The 15,239-nt window shown below is 66.9% G+C and carries 19 protein-coding genes; 4 read left to right on the top strand and 15 right to left on the bottom strand.

Annotated features, from left to right (window positions below; all coding sequences use genetic code 11):
• Positions 1–38: 38 nt before the first annotated feature.
• Positions 39–470: a large conductance mechanosensitive channel protein MscL gene (mscL, locus tag RT97_RS12530; protein ID WP_042579113.1), complete on the top strand. Its 432-nt coding sequence runs from the start codon at positions 39–41 to the stop codon at positions 468–470.
• A gap of 4 nt (positions 471–474) precedes the next feature.
• On the opposite strand, the gene pdxA is transcribed toward mscL, so the two are convergent.
• Genes pdxA through RT97_RS12515 form a run of 3 tightly spaced genes read right to left on the bottom strand, consistent with a single transcriptional unit; the run spans position 475 to position 3,634 of the window.
• A complete protein-coding gene (gene pdxA / locus RT97_RS12525; protein ID WP_042579112.1) occupies positions 475–1,515 on the bottom strand; it encodes a 4-hydroxythreonine-4-phosphate dehydrogenase PdxA in 1,041 nt (346 codons plus the stop codon).
• Complete coding sequence (locus tag RT97_RS12520; protein ID WP_042579111.1) at positions 1,512–2,285, bottom strand: Nif3-like dinuclear metal center hexameric protein; 774 nt, start codon at positions 2,283–2,285, stop codon at positions 1,512–1,514. Before RT97_RS12520 ends, pdxA begins: the two co-directional genes overlap by 4 nt.
• The gene (locus tag RT97_RS12515; RefSeq protein ID WP_042579110.1) at positions 2,282–3,634 is read right to left on the bottom strand and encodes an MFS transporter; all 1,353 of its coding nucleotides are present in this window, start codon (positions 3,632–3,634) and stop codon (positions 2,282–2,284) included. The genes RT97_RS12520 and RT97_RS12515 overlap by 4 nt, the downstream gene beginning before the upstream one ends.
• Positions 3,635–3,927: 293 nt before the next feature.
• Here RT97_RS12515 and RT97_RS12510 point away from each other — a divergent pair, with 293 nt between their 5' ends.
• Positions 3,928–5,088: a S1C family serine protease gene (locus RT97_RS12510; RefSeq protein WP_042579109.1), complete on the top strand. Its 1,161-nt coding sequence runs from the start codon at positions 3,928–3,930 to the stop codon at positions 5,086–5,088.
• Between the two features lie 145 nt (positions 5,089–5,233).
• Here RT97_RS12510 and tatC read toward each other — a convergent pair whose 3' ends face one another.
• The 9 genes from tatC to RT97_RS12465 all read right to left on the bottom strand — a co-directional run bounded on the left by tatC (position 5,234) and on the right by RT97_RS12465 (position 10,112).
• Positions 5,234–6,040 carry a twin-arginine translocase subunit TatC gene (gene tatC, locus RT97_RS12505; protein WP_042579108.1) on the bottom strand — a complete coding sequence of 269 codons (807 nt, stop codon included), beginning with the start codon at positions 6,038–6,040 and terminating at the stop codon, positions 5,234–5,236.
• Positions 6,041–6,106: 66 nt separating this feature from the next.
• The gene (gene tatB / locus RT97_RS12500; RefSeq protein ID WP_042579107.1) at positions 6,107–6,565 is read right to left on the bottom strand and encodes a Sec-independent protein translocase protein TatB; all 459 of its coding nucleotides are present in this window, start codon (positions 6,563–6,565) and stop codon (positions 6,107–6,109) included.
• Between the two features lie 13 nt (positions 6,566–6,578).
• Positions 6,579–6,830, bottom strand: coding sequence for a Sec-independent protein translocase subunit TatA (tatA, locus tag RT97_RS12495; RefSeq protein ID WP_042579106.1), 252 nt, complete (start codon positions 6,828–6,830; stop codon positions 6,579–6,581).
• A gap of 65 nt (positions 6,831–6,895) precedes the next feature.
• A complete protein-coding gene (locus RT97_RS12490; RefSeq protein ID WP_013539728.1) occupies positions 6,896–7,255 on the bottom strand; it encodes a histidine triad nucleotide-binding protein in 360 nt (119 codons plus the stop codon).
• The gene (locus RT97_RS12485) at positions 7,245–7,634 is read right to left on the bottom strand and encodes a DUF4870 family protein (RefSeq protein ID WP_042579105.1); all 390 of its coding nucleotides are present in this window, start codon (positions 7,632–7,634) and stop codon (positions 7,245–7,247) included. Before RT97_RS12485 ends, RT97_RS12490 begins: the two co-directional genes overlap by 11 nt.
• 10 nt (positions 7,635–7,644) lie before the next feature.
• Positions 7,645–8,037, bottom strand: a complete 393-nt coding sequence (locus RT97_RS12480) for a phosphoribosyl-ATP diphosphatase (protein WP_042579104.1) — start codon at positions 8,035–8,037, stop codon at positions 7,645–7,647.
• On the bottom strand, positions 8,034–8,432 hold the full coding sequence (gene hisI / locus RT97_RS12475) for a phosphoribosyl-AMP cyclohydrolase (protein WP_172672196.1): 399 nt from the start codon (positions 8,430–8,432) through the stop codon (positions 8,034–8,036). Before hisI ends, RT97_RS12480 begins: the two co-directional genes overlap by 4 nt.
• Positions 8,433–8,467: 35 nt before the next feature.
• Positions 8,468–9,253: an imidazole glycerol phosphate synthase subunit HisF gene (hisF, locus tag RT97_RS12470; RefSeq protein ID WP_042579102.1), complete on the bottom strand. Its 786-nt coding sequence runs from the start codon at positions 9,251–9,253 to the stop codon at positions 8,468–8,470.
• 22 nt (positions 9,254–9,275) lie between these two features.
• Positions 9,276–10,112 (bottom strand): D-hexose-6-phosphate mutarotase, encoded by an 837-nt coding sequence (locus RT97_RS12465; protein WP_042579101.1) that lies wholly within the window; start codon positions 10,110–10,112, stop codon positions 9,276–9,278.
• A gap of 128 nt (positions 10,113–10,240) precedes the next feature.
• On the opposite strand from RT97_RS12465, the gene RT97_RS12460 reads away from it, so the two are divergent.
• A complete protein-coding gene (locus RT97_RS12460; protein WP_042579100.1) occupies positions 10,241–11,548 on the top strand; it encodes a dicarboxylate/amino acid:cation symporter in 1,308 nt (435 codons plus the stop codon).
• A gap of 8 nt (positions 11,549–11,556) precedes the next feature.
• Positions 11,557–12,462 (top strand): amino acid ABC transporter substrate-binding protein, encoded by a 906-nt coding sequence (locus RT97_RS12455; RefSeq protein ID WP_042579099.1) that lies wholly within the window; start codon positions 11,557–11,559, stop codon positions 12,460–12,462.
• 27 nt (positions 12,463–12,489) lie between these two features.
• On the opposite strand, the gene RT97_RS12450 is transcribed toward RT97_RS12455, so the two are convergent.
• The 3 genes from RT97_RS12450 to hisH form a co-directional block, all read right to left on the bottom strand.
• Positions 12,490–13,662, bottom strand: coding sequence for an AAA family ATPase (locus tag RT97_RS12450; protein WP_042579098.1), 1,173 nt, complete (start codon positions 13,660–13,662; stop codon positions 12,490–12,492).
• A 19-nt stretch (positions 13,663–13,681) separates the two neighbouring features.
• Positions 13,682–14,425: a 1-(5-phosphoribosyl)-5-[(5-phosphoribosylamino)methylideneamino]imidazole-4-carboxamide isomerase gene (gene hisA, locus RT97_RS12445; RefSeq protein ID WP_042579097.1), complete on the bottom strand. Its 744-nt coding sequence runs from the start codon at positions 14,423–14,425 to the stop codon at positions 13,682–13,684.
• 157 nt (positions 14,426–14,582) lie between these two features.
• A complete protein-coding gene (gene hisH, locus RT97_RS12440) occupies positions 14,583–15,239 on the bottom strand; it encodes an imidazole glycerol phosphate synthase subunit HisH (protein ID WP_042579096.1) in 657 nt (218 codons plus the stop codon).

Genomic DNA, 15,239 nt, shown 5'->3' with positions numbered 1-15,239 from the left:
ACTCCTTCAACAGCAGAGCTCCAGCAGCCTTTTGAATCATGAGCATCCTCAGTGAATTCAAGGAATTTGCCGTCAAGGGCAACGTCATCGACCTGGCGGTCGGCGTGATCATCGGCGCGGCGTTCGGCAAGATCGTCGACTCGCTGGTCTCCGACATCATCATGCCGGTGGTGGGCCTGGTGTTCGGCAGGCTCGATTTCTCCAACCTCTACCTGGTGCTCGGAACGGCACCCGCCGGCGTGGCGAACACGCTGGCCGATCTGAAGAAAGCCGGCGTGCCGGTGCTGGCCTACGGCAGCTTCATCACCGTGGCGGTGAACTTCGTGATCCTAGCGTTCATCATCTTCATCATGGTCAAGCAGATCAACAGGCTGCGCAAGACCGACGACGCAGCGCCCGCCGCACCGGCCGCGCCGCCTGAAGACATCGCGCTGCTGCGCGAAATCCGCGACAGCCTCAAGCGCCCCTGAGCGCCTAGGCGCTTCCCAGCGTCCTCGCCATGCGAAGCGCCTCGACGAGGCTCGACGCATCGGCCAGGCCGGTGCCTGCGATGTCGAACGCGGTGCCGTGATCGGGGCTGGTGCGCACCAGCGGCAGCCCGAGCGTCACATTCACGCCCTTCTCCACGCCGAGGTACTTGACCGGGATCAGGCCCTGGTCGTGGTACATCGCGATCACCACATCGAACTCGCCGCTGTCGGGCACGCCGTGCCGGGCGCGGGCGCGCATGAACACGGTGTCGGGCGCATGAGGCCCGTTGGCGTCGATGCCCTCGGCGCGCGCGGCCGCAATGGCCGGCGCGATGGTCTCGCGCTCCTCCGAACCGAAGAGACCGCCCTCCCCCGCATGGGGATTGAGGCCCGCGACGCCGATGCGCGGCGCGCGGCCCAGCGCGTGGGAGAGCGCACGGTGCGTGATGCGCAGCGTCTGCAGCACGCCCTCGAAATGCACCGCCTCGATGGCGTTGCGCAGCGACATGTGGATGCTCACGAGCACGGTGCGCAGCTCGTCGTTGGCCAGCATCATGCGCACCGGCACGTCGGCGACGCTCCGACCCAGGTGCGCGGCCGCCTCGGCCTGCAGGAGTTCGGTGTGGCCGGGGTACGGAAAGCCGGCCGCGGCCAGCGCCTCCTTGTGCAGCGGCGCGGTCACGATGGCGGCGATTTCGCCGCGCAGCGCAGCCCGCGCGGCCCACACCACGCAATCGCCCGCCGCGCGGCCGGCCTCGGCACTGACCTGCCCCATCACGATGTTCGCCGGCGGTGCGATCACCTGCAGCACCGGAATGCAGCCGGGCGGCAGGGTGCTCACCTCGGCCACGGTCTCGATCTGCGCGACGGGCCATGCGGGTCGCCCCGGCCCGGCCAGGGCTTGCGATGCGCGCCGCAGCGTGGCCACGTCGCCGGCCACGAAGGCGCCGCGGGTCGCACCGGGTGCATCGCGGAAGGCCTTGGCGATGATCTCGGGGCCGATGCCCGCGGGATCGCCCAAGGTGATGGCGATGGCTCCGCTCATGCCGGATTGTCGATATCGATGAACTCGTGCTTGAGCCCGAGCTGCGCAGCCACGTGCGCGGCCACGGCCTGCGCGCCGTAGCGCTCGGTCGCGTGGTGCCCGCAGGCCAGGAAAGCCACGCCCATCTCGCGCGCGTAGTGCGCTTGGGGCTCCGAGATCTCGCCGGTGATGAAGGCGTCGGCACCGGCCGCGATGGCCGCTTCGAAGTAGCCCTGCGCGCCGCCGGTGCACCAGGCGATGTTCTTGATGGGACGGTGCGCCGTGTCCAGCAGGGTCACGGGGCGCTCGAGCACCTTCTCGACGTGCGAGGCGAGCGCCTTGGCGCTGGCGAAGTGCTCGCCGTTCTCGCGCGCGCCGAGGAAGCCGAGTTCCTGCTCCCCGAAGCGCCCGCCCGAACCCGCGTGCGCCACGAGCCCCAACTGCAGCCCGAGCTGGGCGTTGTTGCCCAGTTCAGGATGCGCATCGAGCGGCAGGTGGTAGGCGAAAAGATTGACGTCGTCGCCGAGCAGCAGGCCCAGCCGCTGCTTCATCCAGCCGGTGACGCAGCCGTCCTGGCCGCGCCAGAACAGGCCGTGGTGGACGAAGATGGCATCGGCGTCGGCGTGGATCGCGGCCTCGATCAGCGCGCGGCTGGCGGTCACGCCCGAGACGATCTTGCGGACCACGGTGCGCCCTTCGACCTGCAGGCCGTTGGGTCCGTAGTCCTTGAAGCGCCCGGGGGCCAGCAACAGGTCGAATGCGTGGAGCAGTTCGTGTCGTGTGGTGCTCATCGCGACATTGTCGCGCTCCCCGGGGCCCCGACGCCATCGCGCATGGCATGGCCGCGCGCGGCCAGTGGCCACAGCGCGAGCAGGAAGCCCAGCGCCGCCAGCGCCGCGACGTAGTGCGCCGGCGCCATCGTGTCGTGCTGCAGCCAGAGCGTGAGAATCACCGGCGTGAGCCCGCCGAAGACCGCATACGACATGTTGTAGGCAAACGAAAGCCCCGTGAAGCGCACCGGCGCCGGAAAGGCGCGCACGCCCGCGATCGGCACCGTGGCGATGGCGCCCACGAAGAAGCCGACCAGCCCGTAGTGCCAGAACAGCGTGGCCGGCGTGCCGGGCAGTCCCGTATAGAACAGGTAGGCCGTGGCGAACAAGCCGCCCCAGCCAATCAGCATGACTGCGCGCGTGCCGATGCGGTCGCTGGCCCAGCCGACGATCACGCAGCCGATGGTCAGCGTCAGCGTGGCGAGCGCATTGGCTTCGAGCGCGAGCGCGGCCGGGATGTGGTGCACCTTCTGCAAGTAGGTGGGCGTGTAGAGCACCACCACCACGATCGCGGCCGACAGCACCCAAGTCTGCAGCGCGACGTACACACAGGCCAGCCGGTGCTCCCGCAGCACGGTGCGCAGCGGCATCTCGCGGGCGACCGACTTCAGGCCGGCCAGTTCCTTGAAGACCGGCGTCTCGTGCAGGAAGCGGCGCAGGTACACCGACACCAGCCCGAACACGCCGCCCAGGATGAACGGAATGCGCCAGGCGAAATCGCTCACCTGCTCCGGCGAGTAGTGGCGGTTGATCGCCACCGCGACCAGTGAACCCAGCAGGATGCCGCCGGTGATGCCCGAGGTCAGCGTGCCGATGCCCAGGCCGTAGCGCTTGACCGGCACGTGCTCGCCGACGAACACCCAGGCGCCGGGCATCTCGCCGCCGATGGCCGCGCCCTGCAGCACGCGCATCGCCAGCAGCAGCAGGGGCGCCGCCACGCCGATGCTCGCGTAGGTGGGCAGCAGGCCGATCACCAGCGTGGGCGCGGCCATCAGGAAGATCGACAGCGTGAACATGCGCTTGCGGCCCAGCAGGTCGCCGAAATGCGCGATGACGATGCCGCCCACGGGACGCGCGAGGTAGCCGGCCGCGAAGATGCCGAAGGTCTGCAGTTGCCGCAGCCAGTCGGGCATGTCGGCGGGAAAGAACAGCCCGCCCAGCACCGTCGCGAAGAAAACGTAGATGACGAAGTCGTAGAACTCCAGCGTTCCGCCGAGGGCCGAAAGAGCGAGGGTCTTGTAGTCGCGCGCGTCGAGCGTGCGTGCCGGAGCGGGCTTTGGGCCGTCCGCGAGGGTTGCTTCTGAAGTCATGGCTGGCAGGGAAATCGTGACCGCGCGCGCCGGCCGTGGAACCGGATGGGAAAGCAGGACATGGCGCGCGGAGGAAATGCCTGGCCGCATCCGCCGGGTGGGCAGTGCGGGAGGCCTGAAAGTTGGGAGCCGGGTGGGATCGCTCCGCGATGCTAGGGGTTATCCCGTATTCACGCAGCCTGGCTTTGCCAATCTCGACCGCGCGGCGCGGTCTATCGCTGGCGTCATTGAGGGACAATTGCAAACAACGCGCCCTTCGTCGGCCCTTTCGAACGTCTTTTCCACCAAGTTTCATGAAACGCACCTGGCTGCTCTTTGCCCAAGCCGTGACCGTCCTGCTGGCGGCCTATTTCGTCGTCGCGACGCTCAAGCCCGAATGGATCAACAAGCGCGCGACCTCGCTCGGTGGCGTGGTGTCGATCGTCGAGGCGCCGGCCGGCGCCCCGAGCCTGCCGCCTGTCGGCAGCCTGAGCGCGGCCGCCAAGAAGGCCTCGCCGGCGGTCGTGAGCATTAACACCAGCAAGGCGGCGCAGCGCCATCCGCGCAGCAACGACCCCTGGTTCCGCTTCTTCTTCGGCGACCAGGGCGACCAGCCCCAGGTGGGCCTGGGCAGCGGCGTGATCGTGAGCACCGACGGCTACATTCTCACGAACAACCACGTGGTCGAGGGCGCCGACGAGATCGAGGTGACCCTGAACGACAGCCGCCACGCGCGCGGCAAGGTGATCGGCACCGACCCCGACACCGACCTGGCCGTGCTCAAGATCGAGCTCGACAAGCTCCCGGTGATTGTTCTGGGCAACTCTGACGAACTGCTGGTGGGCGACCAAGTGCTGGCCATCGGCAACCCCTTCGGCGTGGGCCAGACCGTGACCAGCGGCATCGTCTCGGCGCTGGGCCGCAACCAGCTGGGCATCAACCAATTCGAGAACTTCATCCAGACCGACGCGGCCATCAACCCCGGCAACTCGGGCGGTGCGCTGATCGACGTCAACGGCAACCTGCAGGGCATCAACACCGCGATCTACTCGCGTTCGGGCGGCAGCATGGGCATCGGTTTCGCCATTCCCGCGTCGATGGCCAAGATCGTGCTCGAGGGCATCGTGAAGGAAGGCCAGGTGCGCCGCGGCTGGATCGGCGTGGAGCCGAACGACCTCTCGCCCGAACTGGCCGAGACCTTCGGCGTGAAGGCCGATGCGGGCGTGATCATCACCGGCGTGCTGCAGAACGGCCCCGCCGCCAAGGCCGGCATCCGGCCGGGCGACGTGATCACCTCGGTGGGCGAGAAGAAGACCGACAACGTGCAGGCCCTGCTGACCGCCGTGGCCGGCCTGAAGCCCGGCGACACGTCGCGCTTTGCGCTGCAACGCGGCAGCGACAAGATGGAACTGGATGTGACGCCGGGGCTGCGCCCCAAGAACCCGGTCCGGCAAGTGCCGAATCAGCAGGAATAAGGCTCGCTCCCGGGCGTGGCGAACTTCGTGTCGCTACGCCGCCCGCCCTATCCGGGACAACACCTGAGGCCCGGTGAAGCCGGTTCCTCGGTGTTTCAGGCAGATGCCGGGCTTGGGTGCCGGGCTTGGCGTGATCCCTTGGCCTTCAGCTCGAAGCTGACGAATCGACGTTTTCTTCTTCCGGCTTCTTGCCCTGGGCAAAGTAGCGCGCGCCGATGATGCCCACCTCGTACAGCAGGCACATCGGCACGGCCAGCGCCAGTTGCGAGACCACGTCGGGCGGCGTGAGCACCGCGGCCACCACGAAGGCCACCACGATGAAGTAGCCGCGGAAGGACTTCAGCTTCTCGATGGTCACCATCTCGAAGCGCACCAGCAGCATCACCACGATCGGCACCTGGAAGGCGACGCCGAACGCGATGTAGAGCGACAGGATGGCCTCCACGTACGACGAGATGTCGGGCGTGGCCGCCACCGCGGCGGGCGTGAACTTCTGGATGAAGCTGAACATCTTGTCCAGCACGAAGAACTGCACGAAGGCGATGCCCGCATAGGCCAGCAGGCTGCCGAAGAAGATCAGCGGCAGCGCAAAGCGCTTTTCGTGGCTGTAGAGCCCCGGCGCAACGAACATCCAGGCCTGGTACATGAGCCACGGCAGCGCCAGCAGCACGGCCGTCATCATCAGCACCTTGAGCGGCACGAAGAACGGCGAGAACACGCCGATGGCGATCAGCTTGGCGTCCGGCGGCATGTGCGCGCGGATGGGCATCGCGATCAGGTCGATGAGGCCGCCCGGGCCCGGCCAGATGGCCAGCAGGATGCCAGCGACCGCCAGCCCGTAGACGCAGTAGAGCAGGCGGTCGCGAAGCTCGACCAGGTGCTGCACGAACGGCTGCTCGGTGCCCGCCAGCTCGTCTTCTTTGTCTTTGTTCTTGTCGTCGGAATCGGCCATTGGGAAAGGAAAGAGCGTGGCTTCGGCCGGCGTGCGGCAAGCGAGAAACGCGGGGGTGTTGAAGCGCTAGTTGATCTTGTGGGGGCGAAAGCGCGCCACGCGCGCCGCACCCGACAACGCCTTGGTGCGGACGCCGTTGCGCGCCTTGTACCAATTCGGCGTGGCGCCCTGCTTCAGGCGCCAGTTCTTGCGGGGGTGCTTGTACTCGGGCACCGGGGCTTCGGGCTCGGCCAGGGCCGAGAGCGTTTCGCCGGAGCCGGAGAACTGCTTTTCGAATTCGCTCGCACCGGAGTGGATGTTCTGCTCGACGTCGCGGGCCGCATCCTCCACCGTGGTCTTCATCTTGCGGAGCTCGTCCAGCTCCATCGAGCGGTTGACTTCGGCCTTGACGTCGTTCACGTAGCGCTGCGCCTTGCCGAGCAAGGTGCCGACCGTGCGGGCCACGCGCGGCAGCTTCTCCGGCCCGATGACGATCAGCGCCACGACGCCGATCAGCGCCAGCTTCTCAATGCCGAGGTCGAGCACGTGCGGTCCGCGCTCAGGACTTCTGACGCGCTTCGACGTCGATCGTCTTGTCGCTGTTGGCCGGCTGGCCAGTCACTTGCGCGGCGGGGGCGGAAGCCGCCGATGCATCGGTGGTGGGATTGCCGTTGGCATCCTTCATGCCGTCCTTGAAGCCCTTGACGGCGCCACCAAGGTCCGAACCCATGTTCCGCAGCTTCTTGGTGCCGAAGATCATGACCACGACGAGCAGCACGATCAGCCAGTGCCAGATAGAAAAAGAACCCATGGAAGACTCCTAAGAATGTGTCCGATTTTAGTCGGGGTGAATGTGACAGTTTGGCTTAATGAAAGTCAGCCGCGAAGCCATGGCCGGGGACCGCCCATGACGTGCACATGGAGATGGTGAACCTCCTGCCCGCCCTCGGTGCCGGTGTTGACGACGACGCGGTAGCCGCCGTCCGGATAGGGCCTGCAGCCCTGCTCCAGCGCCAGCTTGGGCGCCAGGGTCATGATCTTGCCCATCAAGGCGGCGTCGTCGGGCGTGAGCTGCGCCATCGAGGCGATGTGCTTCTTGGGCACCAGCATGAAATGCACCGGCGCCCAGGGCGCGATGTCGTGGAAACCGAACAGGTCCTCGTCTTCGTAGACCTTGCGCGAAGGGATCTTGCCCTCGACGATTTTGCAGAAAACGCAGTTCGGATCAGATGACATCTTTGGGTTCCATCGGGCGGTTGTCGTTCATGCGGATCATGCCTTTCACGATCCGGTACAGGAACCACAGCGAAATCAGGCTCCAGGCGATCCAGCCCGGAACGAAGAACAGGAGCCAGAGCCACGAGGTGACGATGTACAGCAGCCCCGCCCAGAGCACCGAGCGGATGCGCCAGCTGAAGTGCGAGGCCTGCCAGGTGCCGGCCGCGTCGTCGCGCTTCACGAAATCGATCACCAGGGCCACCAGCAGGATGACGACGGAGGCCTGCGCCCCCGGGAGGACCGCGCCGATGGCCACGATCAGGTGCAGGATGTAGCTCACCCAGCCCCAGGTCTTGAGCGATTCGTCGGGTTCCACGTTCACGATCTCGTTGGCCATGGGATCTCCTTTAATCGTTGCCTGCCTCGCGGGCCTGCACCTTGCGCAGGGCCTTTTCCTCGATGCCGCTGGTGCCTTCGCGGCGCTCGAGCTCCGCGACGACTTCGGCCGGCGAGAAACCGTAGTGCGCCAGCGCCACCATGGTGTGGAACCACAGGTCGGCCACTTCGTTCACTATTTTCGAGCGGTCGCCGCCGTGGTCGGCGTCCTTGGCCGCCATCACGACCTCGGTGGCTTCCTCGCCGATCTTCTTGAGGAAGGCGTCGGGGCCCTTGTGCAGGAGGCGCGCGACGTAGCTCTTCTCGGGGTCGCCGCCGTTCGCGGGCAGGCGCGTCTCGATGACGGCGGCCAGGCGCGCGAGGGCGTCGGAAGTGTTGGAGGGGTTGTTCACGGTGCCGGTCATTTGTAGATCGACTCCGGGTCTTTCAAGACCGGCTCGACCACGGTCCACTGGCCCTTTTCGTACTTGCTGAAGAAGCAGCTGTGGCGACCGGTGTGGCAGGCGATGCCGGGCTCGTGGCCCAGCTGGGTGACCTTGAGCAGCACCACGTCGTTGTCGCAGTCCATGCGGATCTCGTGCACGGTCTGCACGTGGCCCGATTCCTCGCCCTTGAACCACAGCTTGTTGCGCGAGCGGCTGAAATACACCGCGCGGCCCAGCTCGGCGGTCTTCTGGAGCGCCTCGCGGTTCATCCAGGCGAACATCAGCACGTCGTTGCTGCCTTGTTCCTGCGCGATGACCGGCACCAGGCCGTTCGCGTCCCACTTCACTTCATCGAGCCAATTCATGGGCGGTATTGTCGTGGATGGGGCAAAGACCCCTCAGCGGCCGATCAACGGTCGATCCGCACCGGGATGCCCCGTGCGGCCATGCGGGCTTTCGCCTCGCCCACGGTGTGCTCGCCGTAGTGGAAGATGCTGGCGGCCAGCACCGCATCGGCGCCGCCGGTCTGGATGCCGTCGGCCAGGTCGTCCAGGTTGCCGACGCCGCCCGAGGCGATCACCGGCACGCTCACGGCATCGCTCACCGCGCGGGTGAGCGCGAGGTCGAAGCCGCTCTTGGTGCCGTCGCGGTCCATGCTCGTGAGCAGGATCTCGCCCGCGCCGCGGCGCGCCATCTCGGCGGCCCACTGGACGGCGTCGAGGCCCGTGTTCTTGCGGCCGCCGTGGCTGTACACGTCCCAGCCCGGTCCGCGCGTGGCGGCCTCTTCGGGCGTGCGGCGCTTGGCATCGATGGCCACCACGATGCACTGCGAGCCGTATTTCTGCGAGGCGTCGTTGATCACCTGCGGATCGGCGATGGCGGCCGAATTGAAGCTGGTCTTGTCGGCGCCCGCGTTGAGGAGCCGGCGCACGTCGGCCACGGTGCGCACGCCGCCGCCCACCGTGAGCGGAATGAACACCTGCGAAGCCACCGCCTCGATGATCGGCAGGATCAGGTCGCGCCCGTCGCTGGTGGCGGTGATGTCAAGGAAGGTGAGCTCGTCGGCGCCCTGCGCGTTGTAGCGCGCGGCAATTTCGACCGGATCGCCGGCATCGCGCAGTTCGAGGAAGTTGACGCCCTTGACCACACGGCCGCCGGTGACGTCGAGGCAGGGAATGATGCGTTTGGCAAGCATGGGAATTTGAACCGGAAGGAAATCAGAGAACGGTGAGCTGTTGCCAGCCCTGCCATTGGGCGCCGGGGGAAAGCGTCACTTGTTCGTCGATGCGGGCGGCCTCGACGCAGAGCATATGGCGGTAGCCATCGGCCGGCATGTCGGACAGCTTGGCGCAGAGCGCGGCGCCCGGGTTCCACACCACGGTTTCGGTACAGCTCGCGCTTTGCGAGATCTCGAGCGTGCCGCTCGGCTGCACCAGGCGCAGCGGCTTCGCCGGCGCGGCGTAGACGCTGTCGAACTCGGCATCGAACCGCAATGCGGCAGACGTCTCCACATGGCGGTCATCGCGCAGCGAATCCCAGCGGTTGGCGCCCTCGAGGCCTTCGAGCCGCACATCGGCGAGGTCGTCGACGCGCAGGTACGAATGCAGCGCCGCGGCAAAGGCCCAGGGCGCGGAGTCGATGTTGGTCAGCGTGAGGGCGATACGCAGTTGGCCGGGAGCCAGCGTCGCTTCGAGCCGTGCCTCGAATGCGTGCGGCCAGAGCGCCCGTGTGGCCTCGTTGTCGCGCAGCCGGAATGCCAGGGTTCCCGGCGCGGCGCCGGAAGCCTCAAGTTCCCAAGGCAAATTGCGCATGAAACCATGCTTGGGCAGCATGCCGCGCATGTTGAATTGCGGACAGCAAATGGGCACGCCGCCCCGGATCGCGGTCTTGCCGTCGAACACCGCGCGACGGCTGACGAAAAACCGTTCCCCTCCGTCGGCGGTGGTCCACGAGAGCACCTGCGCCCCATGCAGGGCGACTGTGACGGTGCTTCCGTCTCTGCCGGTGGCACGCATCGCAGGCTGGCCTCGAAAGTCGATGGGGGTGATTTCCATGTGAGGAATTGTAGGCAGCCCCCGTGCCACGGCACGGAATCGGCTTCGAGGGCCCATTGCGCGCCGGGGGCCTTCTTGGATACCCTGTGCCCCTCTAAAAAACACTCACACATCCAAAGGGGAATCTCATGAAGAAAAAGCTGCCGATGGCCGCCTGGATCCTGATTGCCATGGTGCTCGGCATCGTCGTCGGCTACATGATCTTCACGAGCTTTCCGGACAAGAAGGCCGCCAAGGAAATCGCGGACTACGTCTCCATCGTCTCGGACGTGTTCCTTCGCCTGATCAAGATGCTGATCGGCCCGCTGGTGTTCTCCACGCTGGTGGTGGGCATCGCGCACATGGGCGATGCCAAGTCGGTGGGCCGCGTGTTCGGCAAGGCCATCGGCTGGTTCCTCACCGCCTCGCTCATCTCGCTGGTCATCGGCCTCATCATGGCCAACCTGCTCAAGCCCGGCGAGAACCTGGGTCTGCCGCTGCCCGACATCGGCGCCTCGGCCAACCTGGCCACCTCCAAGTTCACGCTCAAGGACTTCGTGAGCCACACGGTGCCCAAGTCGTTCGTCGAAGCCATGGCCAACAACGAGATCCTGCAGATCGTGGTCTTCTCGATGTTCTTCGGCGTGGCGCTCGCCTCGCTGGGCGACAAGGCCAAGACGCTGGTGGCCGCCATCGAGGAGCTCTCGCACGCGATGCTCAAGATCACCGGCTACGTGATGAAGCTCGCGCCCCTCGCGGTGCTGGCTGCCATGGCCGCCACGGTGGCCGTCAACGGCCTGGGCATCCTTCTGAAGTTCGCCGTGTTCATGGGCGACTTCTACCTGGGCCTCTTCGTGCTGTGGGGCGTGCTGATCCTGGCGGGCTTCCTGTTCCTCGGGCCGCGCGTGTTCAAGCTGCTGGTGCTCATCAAGGAAGCCTTCCTGCTCTCGTTCGCGACGGCCAGCTCCGAAGCGGCGTACCCGAAGATCCTGCAGGCGCTCGACCGTTTCGGCGTGAAGCGAAAGATCTCCAGCTTCGTGATGCCGATGGGCTATTCGTTCAACCTGGACGGCTCGATGATGTATTGCACCTTCGCCGTGCTCTTCATCGCGCAGGCCTACAACATCCACATGCCGATCAGCACGCAGGTCACCATGCTGCTGATCCTGATGCTCACCTCAAAGGGCATGGCCGGCGTGCCGCGCGCCTCGCTGGTGGTGATTGCCGCCACGCTGAACCACTTCGACATTCCAGAGGCCGGCCTGCTGCTGATCCTGGGCGTGGACACCTTCCTGGACATGGGCCGCTCGGCCACCAACGCGGTGGGCAACTCCATCGCCACCGCGGTGGTCGCCAAGTGGGAGGGCGAATTACTCTCCGAGGGCGATGCCGAGGTCAACGCCCGCGCGCTCGACGAGGAAGCCAACGCCACCCTCGCCCACCCGGCCCACGCGTGAGGCGCGCCATGAACCTCAAGGCCAAGCTGTCGGCTCTGCTCACCGGACTGCTGGCGGCTGCAGCACTCGCGACTGCGCCGGCGCAGGCACAGGAGCAGCTCACCGGCACGCTCGCCAAGGCGCGCGAGTCGGGCGCCATCACCATCGGCTACCGCGAGTCGTCGGTGCCCTTCTCGTACCTCAATGCGCGCAAGGAGCCGATCGGCTATTCGATCGAGCTGTGCCGCGCGCTCGTCACCGCCATCGAAGACGCGGTGAACAAGAGCCTCACGATCAAGTGGGCGCCCGTGACGTCCGATTCGCGCATCGACGCGGTCGCCAGCGGCAAGGTCGACCTGGAGTGCGGCTCCACCACCAGCAACCTGGAGCGCCAGAAGCGTGTGAGCTTCTCGCCGACGATCTTCGTCTCGGGCACGAAGGTGCTCGTGAAGAAAGGCGCGCCGATCAAGTCGTTCCGCGACCTGGCCGGCAAGAAGGTGGCCGTGACGGCAGGCACCACCAACGAGAAGACGCTGCGCGACCTGTCGGAGAAGTTCAAGCTCGGCATCAACCTGCAGGTGGCCCGCGACCACGCGGAATCGTTCGGGCTCGTCAAGAGCGGCCAGGCCGACGCCTTCGCCACCGACGACGTGCTGCTCTACGGCCTTATCGCGCAGGACGCCGCCAAGGCCGACTACGAAGTGGTGGGCGACTTCCTCTCCTACGACCCCTACGGGATCATGTACCGCAAGGGCGATGCGCAACTGGCCAAGGTGGTCAACGACACCTTCCAGGTGCTGGCCGAGGACGGCGAGATCGAGCGCCAGTACAAGCGCTGGTTCCTGCGCAAGCTCCCTTCGGGCGAGGGCATCAACCTGCCGATGAGCGCGCAGCTGGAAACGATCATCCAGACGATGTCGGTGAAGGCCGAGTAGGCCTCTGCGGCTCCCGCCGGGCCGCCCCTAGCGGGCGGGCCACTCCCAGCGCGGGATCTCGCTCATGTCGAGGTTCGCGATGCGGGTCTCGCCGAACTGCTTTTCGAGCACCACGGGCTGCAGGCCCTCGCTGTCGTCCAGCGCGGCGATCAGCCGCGCCGCGTGCGACACCACGATCACTTGCGACTGCCGCGCCGCCTGCGCGATGAGGCGTCCGAGCGCGGGCAGCAGATCGGGGTGCAGGCTGGTCTCGGGCTCGTTGAGCACCAGCAGCGCGGGCGGCCGCGGCGTCAGGAGCGCCGCAATCCACAACAGGTAGCGCAGGGTGCCGTCCGAGAGTTCGGCGGCCGTCAGGGGCCTCAAGAGGCCGTGCTGGTGCATCAGCGTCTGAAAGCGGTCGCCCTCGGCTTCGACTTCGACGCGGGCACCCGGAAAGGCGTCGTTCACGGCGCGGTCGAGCGCCTCGCCGTCGCCGATCTCGCGGATGGTCTGCAGCGCGGCGGCCAGGTCGGCGCCGTCGTTGGCGAGCACGGGCGTGTAGGTGCCCAGTTGCGGCAGGCGCGCGGGCGCATCGGCATCGGAGCGGAAGTGGTCGTAGAAGCGCCAGGAGCGCATTTGCTCGCGCAGCGTGAGCATCTCGGGCGCGTCGCGCGGGTCGGCGTGCTCGGTCATCATGCTGGCGAAGGCCGGGATCGGCCGGCCGACCGCCTGCCAACCCTTGCCTTCGCGCAGGCGCAGCGCCCCGCCCTTGCGGTCGACCAGCTGCGTCGAGGGCCGCAGCAGCGGGCCGCTCCAGATCGCCTCGTGCTTGATCTGCGGATCGCGCGAGAAGGCTGTTGATGGAATCGGCGGCGGCAGGCCGATGTCGATGGCGTAGCCGAAATCTTCCGACTCGGCGCCCGCGAACCCCAGCTTCAACGCGACCGGCTCGCTGCGCGTGGTGCCCTGCACCGGCACCTCGCCGCGCAGCATCGCCGCCGAGAAGCGCTCAGGCCCGGCCCACAGTGTGGAAGACAGCCCGCCCTCGCGCACCAGCGAGCGGATCACTCCGCCGTTGGCGATATCGGCCAGGAGCCGCATCGCCCGGTACACGCTCGACTTGCCGCTGCCGTTGGCGCCCGTCACCACCGTGAGGCGACCGAGCGGCACCGTCAGCTGGCGCAGCGACCGGTAGTTGGCAATGGCGAGCGCGGAGAGCACGCGCTGCGCAAGGAAGGCGTCAGGCGCCGGCCAGCTCGTCCGCGCGCGCCTGGGCGGCGGCGAAGTCGAGGTCGCCCGAGTAGATGGCGCGTCCGCAGATCACGCCCTCGACGCCTTCGAACTCGACCGCGCAGAGCTGGTCGATGTCGGCCATGTTCGAGAGACCGCCCGAAGCGATCACCGGGATCGTCAGCGCCTGCGCGAGCTTCACGGTGGCTTCGATGTTGATGCCCGAGAGCATCCCGTCGCGGCCGATGTCGGTGTAGATGATCGACTCGACGCCGTAGTCCTCGAACTTCTTGCCGAGGTCGGCCACCTCGTGGCCGGTGAGCTTGCTCCAGCCGTCGGTGGCGACCTTGCCGTCCTTGGCATCCAGGCCCACGATGATGTGGCCGCCGAAGGCGCTGCAGGCGTCCTTCAGGAACCCCGGGTTCTTGACCGCGGCGGTACCGATGATCACGTAGCGCAGGCCGTCGTCGATGTAGCGCTCGATGGTGTCCAGGTCGCGGATACCGCCGCCCAGCTGCACCGGGATGTCGTCGCCGACTTCCTTCAGGATCGCCTTGATCGCCGCGTGGTTCTGCGGCTTGCCGGCGAAGGCGCCATTCAGATCGACCAGGTGCAGCCGCCGTGCGCCGGCCTCGACCCACTTGCGGGCCATGGCGGCGGGGTCTTCGCTGAAGATGGTGGACTGGTCCATGTCGCCCTGTTTGAGGCGAACGCAGTGGCCGTCTTTGAGATCAATGGCGGGAATGAGGAGCATGGTGCCGGTCAGCAGAAGCGAAGGTTCAAGAAAAAGGAAGGAAGGGATTGGTCAGGCACACCACGGAACCGGCTTTGCCGGGCCGTCGGTGTCGCCCCCGACAGGGGGTTGGCGAAGCGGACACGCAGTGCCGCGCAGCCTGGGGGCGAGCAACAAGTCATGGGTTCCAGTGGAGGAAGTTGCGATAGAGCTGCAGCCCATGGTCCGCACTCTTCTCCGGGTGGAACTGGGTGGCAAAAATGTTATCGCGTGCGATGGCTGCGGTAAAGCTCGCGCCGTAATCGGCCTCGCCCACGCTGTGCCGGGCGTCGGCCGGCCGCGCGTAGAAGCTGTGCACGAAGTAGAAATAGCTCTGGTCCGGAATGCCCGCCCACACCGCGTGCGGCTGGGCCTGGCGCACCTGGTTCCAGCCCATCTGCGGCACCTTGAAACGGCTGCCGTCGGCCTGCAGGCGCCCCGCCAGTTCGAACTTGATGACCTCACCAGGTATGAGGCCAAGGCCGTCGGTGGGGCCTTCGTCGCTGCGCGACAGCAGCATCTGCATGCCCACGCACACGCCGAAGAGCGGCTTGCTGGCTGCCGCCTCGAGTACCGATTCCTGCAGGCCCGAGTCGCGCAGCTCGCGCATGCAGTCGGGCATCGCGCCCTGCCCCGGCAGCACCACGCGGGTGGCCTTGCGCACCACGTCCGGGTCGGAAGTTACGAACACCTCCACGCCCGCCAGGTCGGCCGCATGGCGCACGGCCTGCGACACCGAGTGCAGGTTGCCCATGCCGTAGTCGACGACCGCGACGGAATTTGCTACAGATTTCAT

This window comes from Variovorax paradoxus, assembly GCF_000834655.1.
In the GTDB taxonomy this organism is placed as follows: Bacteria; Pseudomonadota; Gammaproteobacteria; order Burkholderiales; family Burkholderiaceae_C; genus Variovorax; species Variovorax paradoxus_F.
This window is presented reverse-complemented; position numbering and strand designations above follow the sequence as displayed.

Coding starts and splice junctions, on each gene's coding strand:
- hisA (WP_042579097.1), bottom strand. CDS start 14,425: ATGCTCCTCATTCCCGCCATTGATCTCAAAGACGGCCACTGCGTTCGC.
- tatC (WP_042579108.1), bottom strand. CDS start 6,040: ATGGCCGATTCCGACGACAAGAACAAAGACAAAGAAGACGAGCTGGCG.
- hisH (WP_042579096.1), bottom strand. CDS start 15,239: ATGAAATCTGTAGCAAATTCCGTCGCGGTCGTCGACTACGGCATGGGC.
- RT97_RS12515 (WP_042579110.1), bottom strand. CDS start 3,634: ATGACTTCAGAAGCAACCCTCGCGGACGGCCCAAAGCCCGCTCCGGCA.
- pdxA (WP_042579112.1), bottom strand. CDS start 1,515: ATGAGCGGAGCCATCGCCATCACCTTGGGCGATCCCGCGGGCATCGGC.
- RT97_RS12480 (WP_042579104.1), bottom strand. CDS start 8,037: ATGACCGGCACCGTGAACAACCCCTCCAACACTTCCGACGCCCTCGCG.
- RT97_RS12520 (WP_042579111.1), bottom strand. CDS start 2,285: ATGAGCACCACACGACACGAACTGCTCCACGCATTCGACCTGTTGCTG.
- RT97_RS12465 (WP_042579101.1), bottom strand. CDS start 10,112: ATGGAAATCACCCCCATCGACTTTCGAGGCCAGCCTGCGATGCGTGCC.
- RT97_RS12455 (WP_042579099.1), top strand. CDS start 11,557: ATGAACCTCAAGGCCAAGCTGTCGGCTCTGCTCACCGGACTGCTGGCG.
- RT97_RS12490 (WP_013539728.1), bottom strand. CDS start 7,255: ATGTCATCTGATCCGAACTGCGTTTTCTGCAAAATCGTCGAGGGCAAG.
- RT97_RS12510 (WP_042579109.1), top strand. CDS start 3,928: ATGAAACGCACCTGGCTGCTCTTTGCCCAAGCCGTGACCGTCCTGCTG.
- mscL (WP_042579113.1), top strand. CDS start 39: ATGAGCATCCTCAGTGAATTCAAGGAATTTGCCGTCAAGGGCAACGTC.
- RT97_RS12485 (WP_042579105.1), bottom strand. CDS start 7,634: ATGGCCAACGAGATCGTGAACGTGGAACCCGACGAATCGCTCAAGACC.
- RT97_RS12460 (WP_042579100.1), top strand. CDS start 10,241: ATGAAGAAAAAGCTGCCGATGGCCGCCTGGATCCTGATTGCCATGGTG.
- tatA (WP_042579106.1), bottom strand. CDS start 6,830: ATGGGTTCTTTTTCTATCTGGCACTGGCTGATCGTGCTGCTCGTCGTG.
- hisF (WP_042579102.1), bottom strand. CDS start 9,253: ATGCTTGCCAAACGCATCATTCCCTGCCTCGACGTCACCGGCGGCCGT.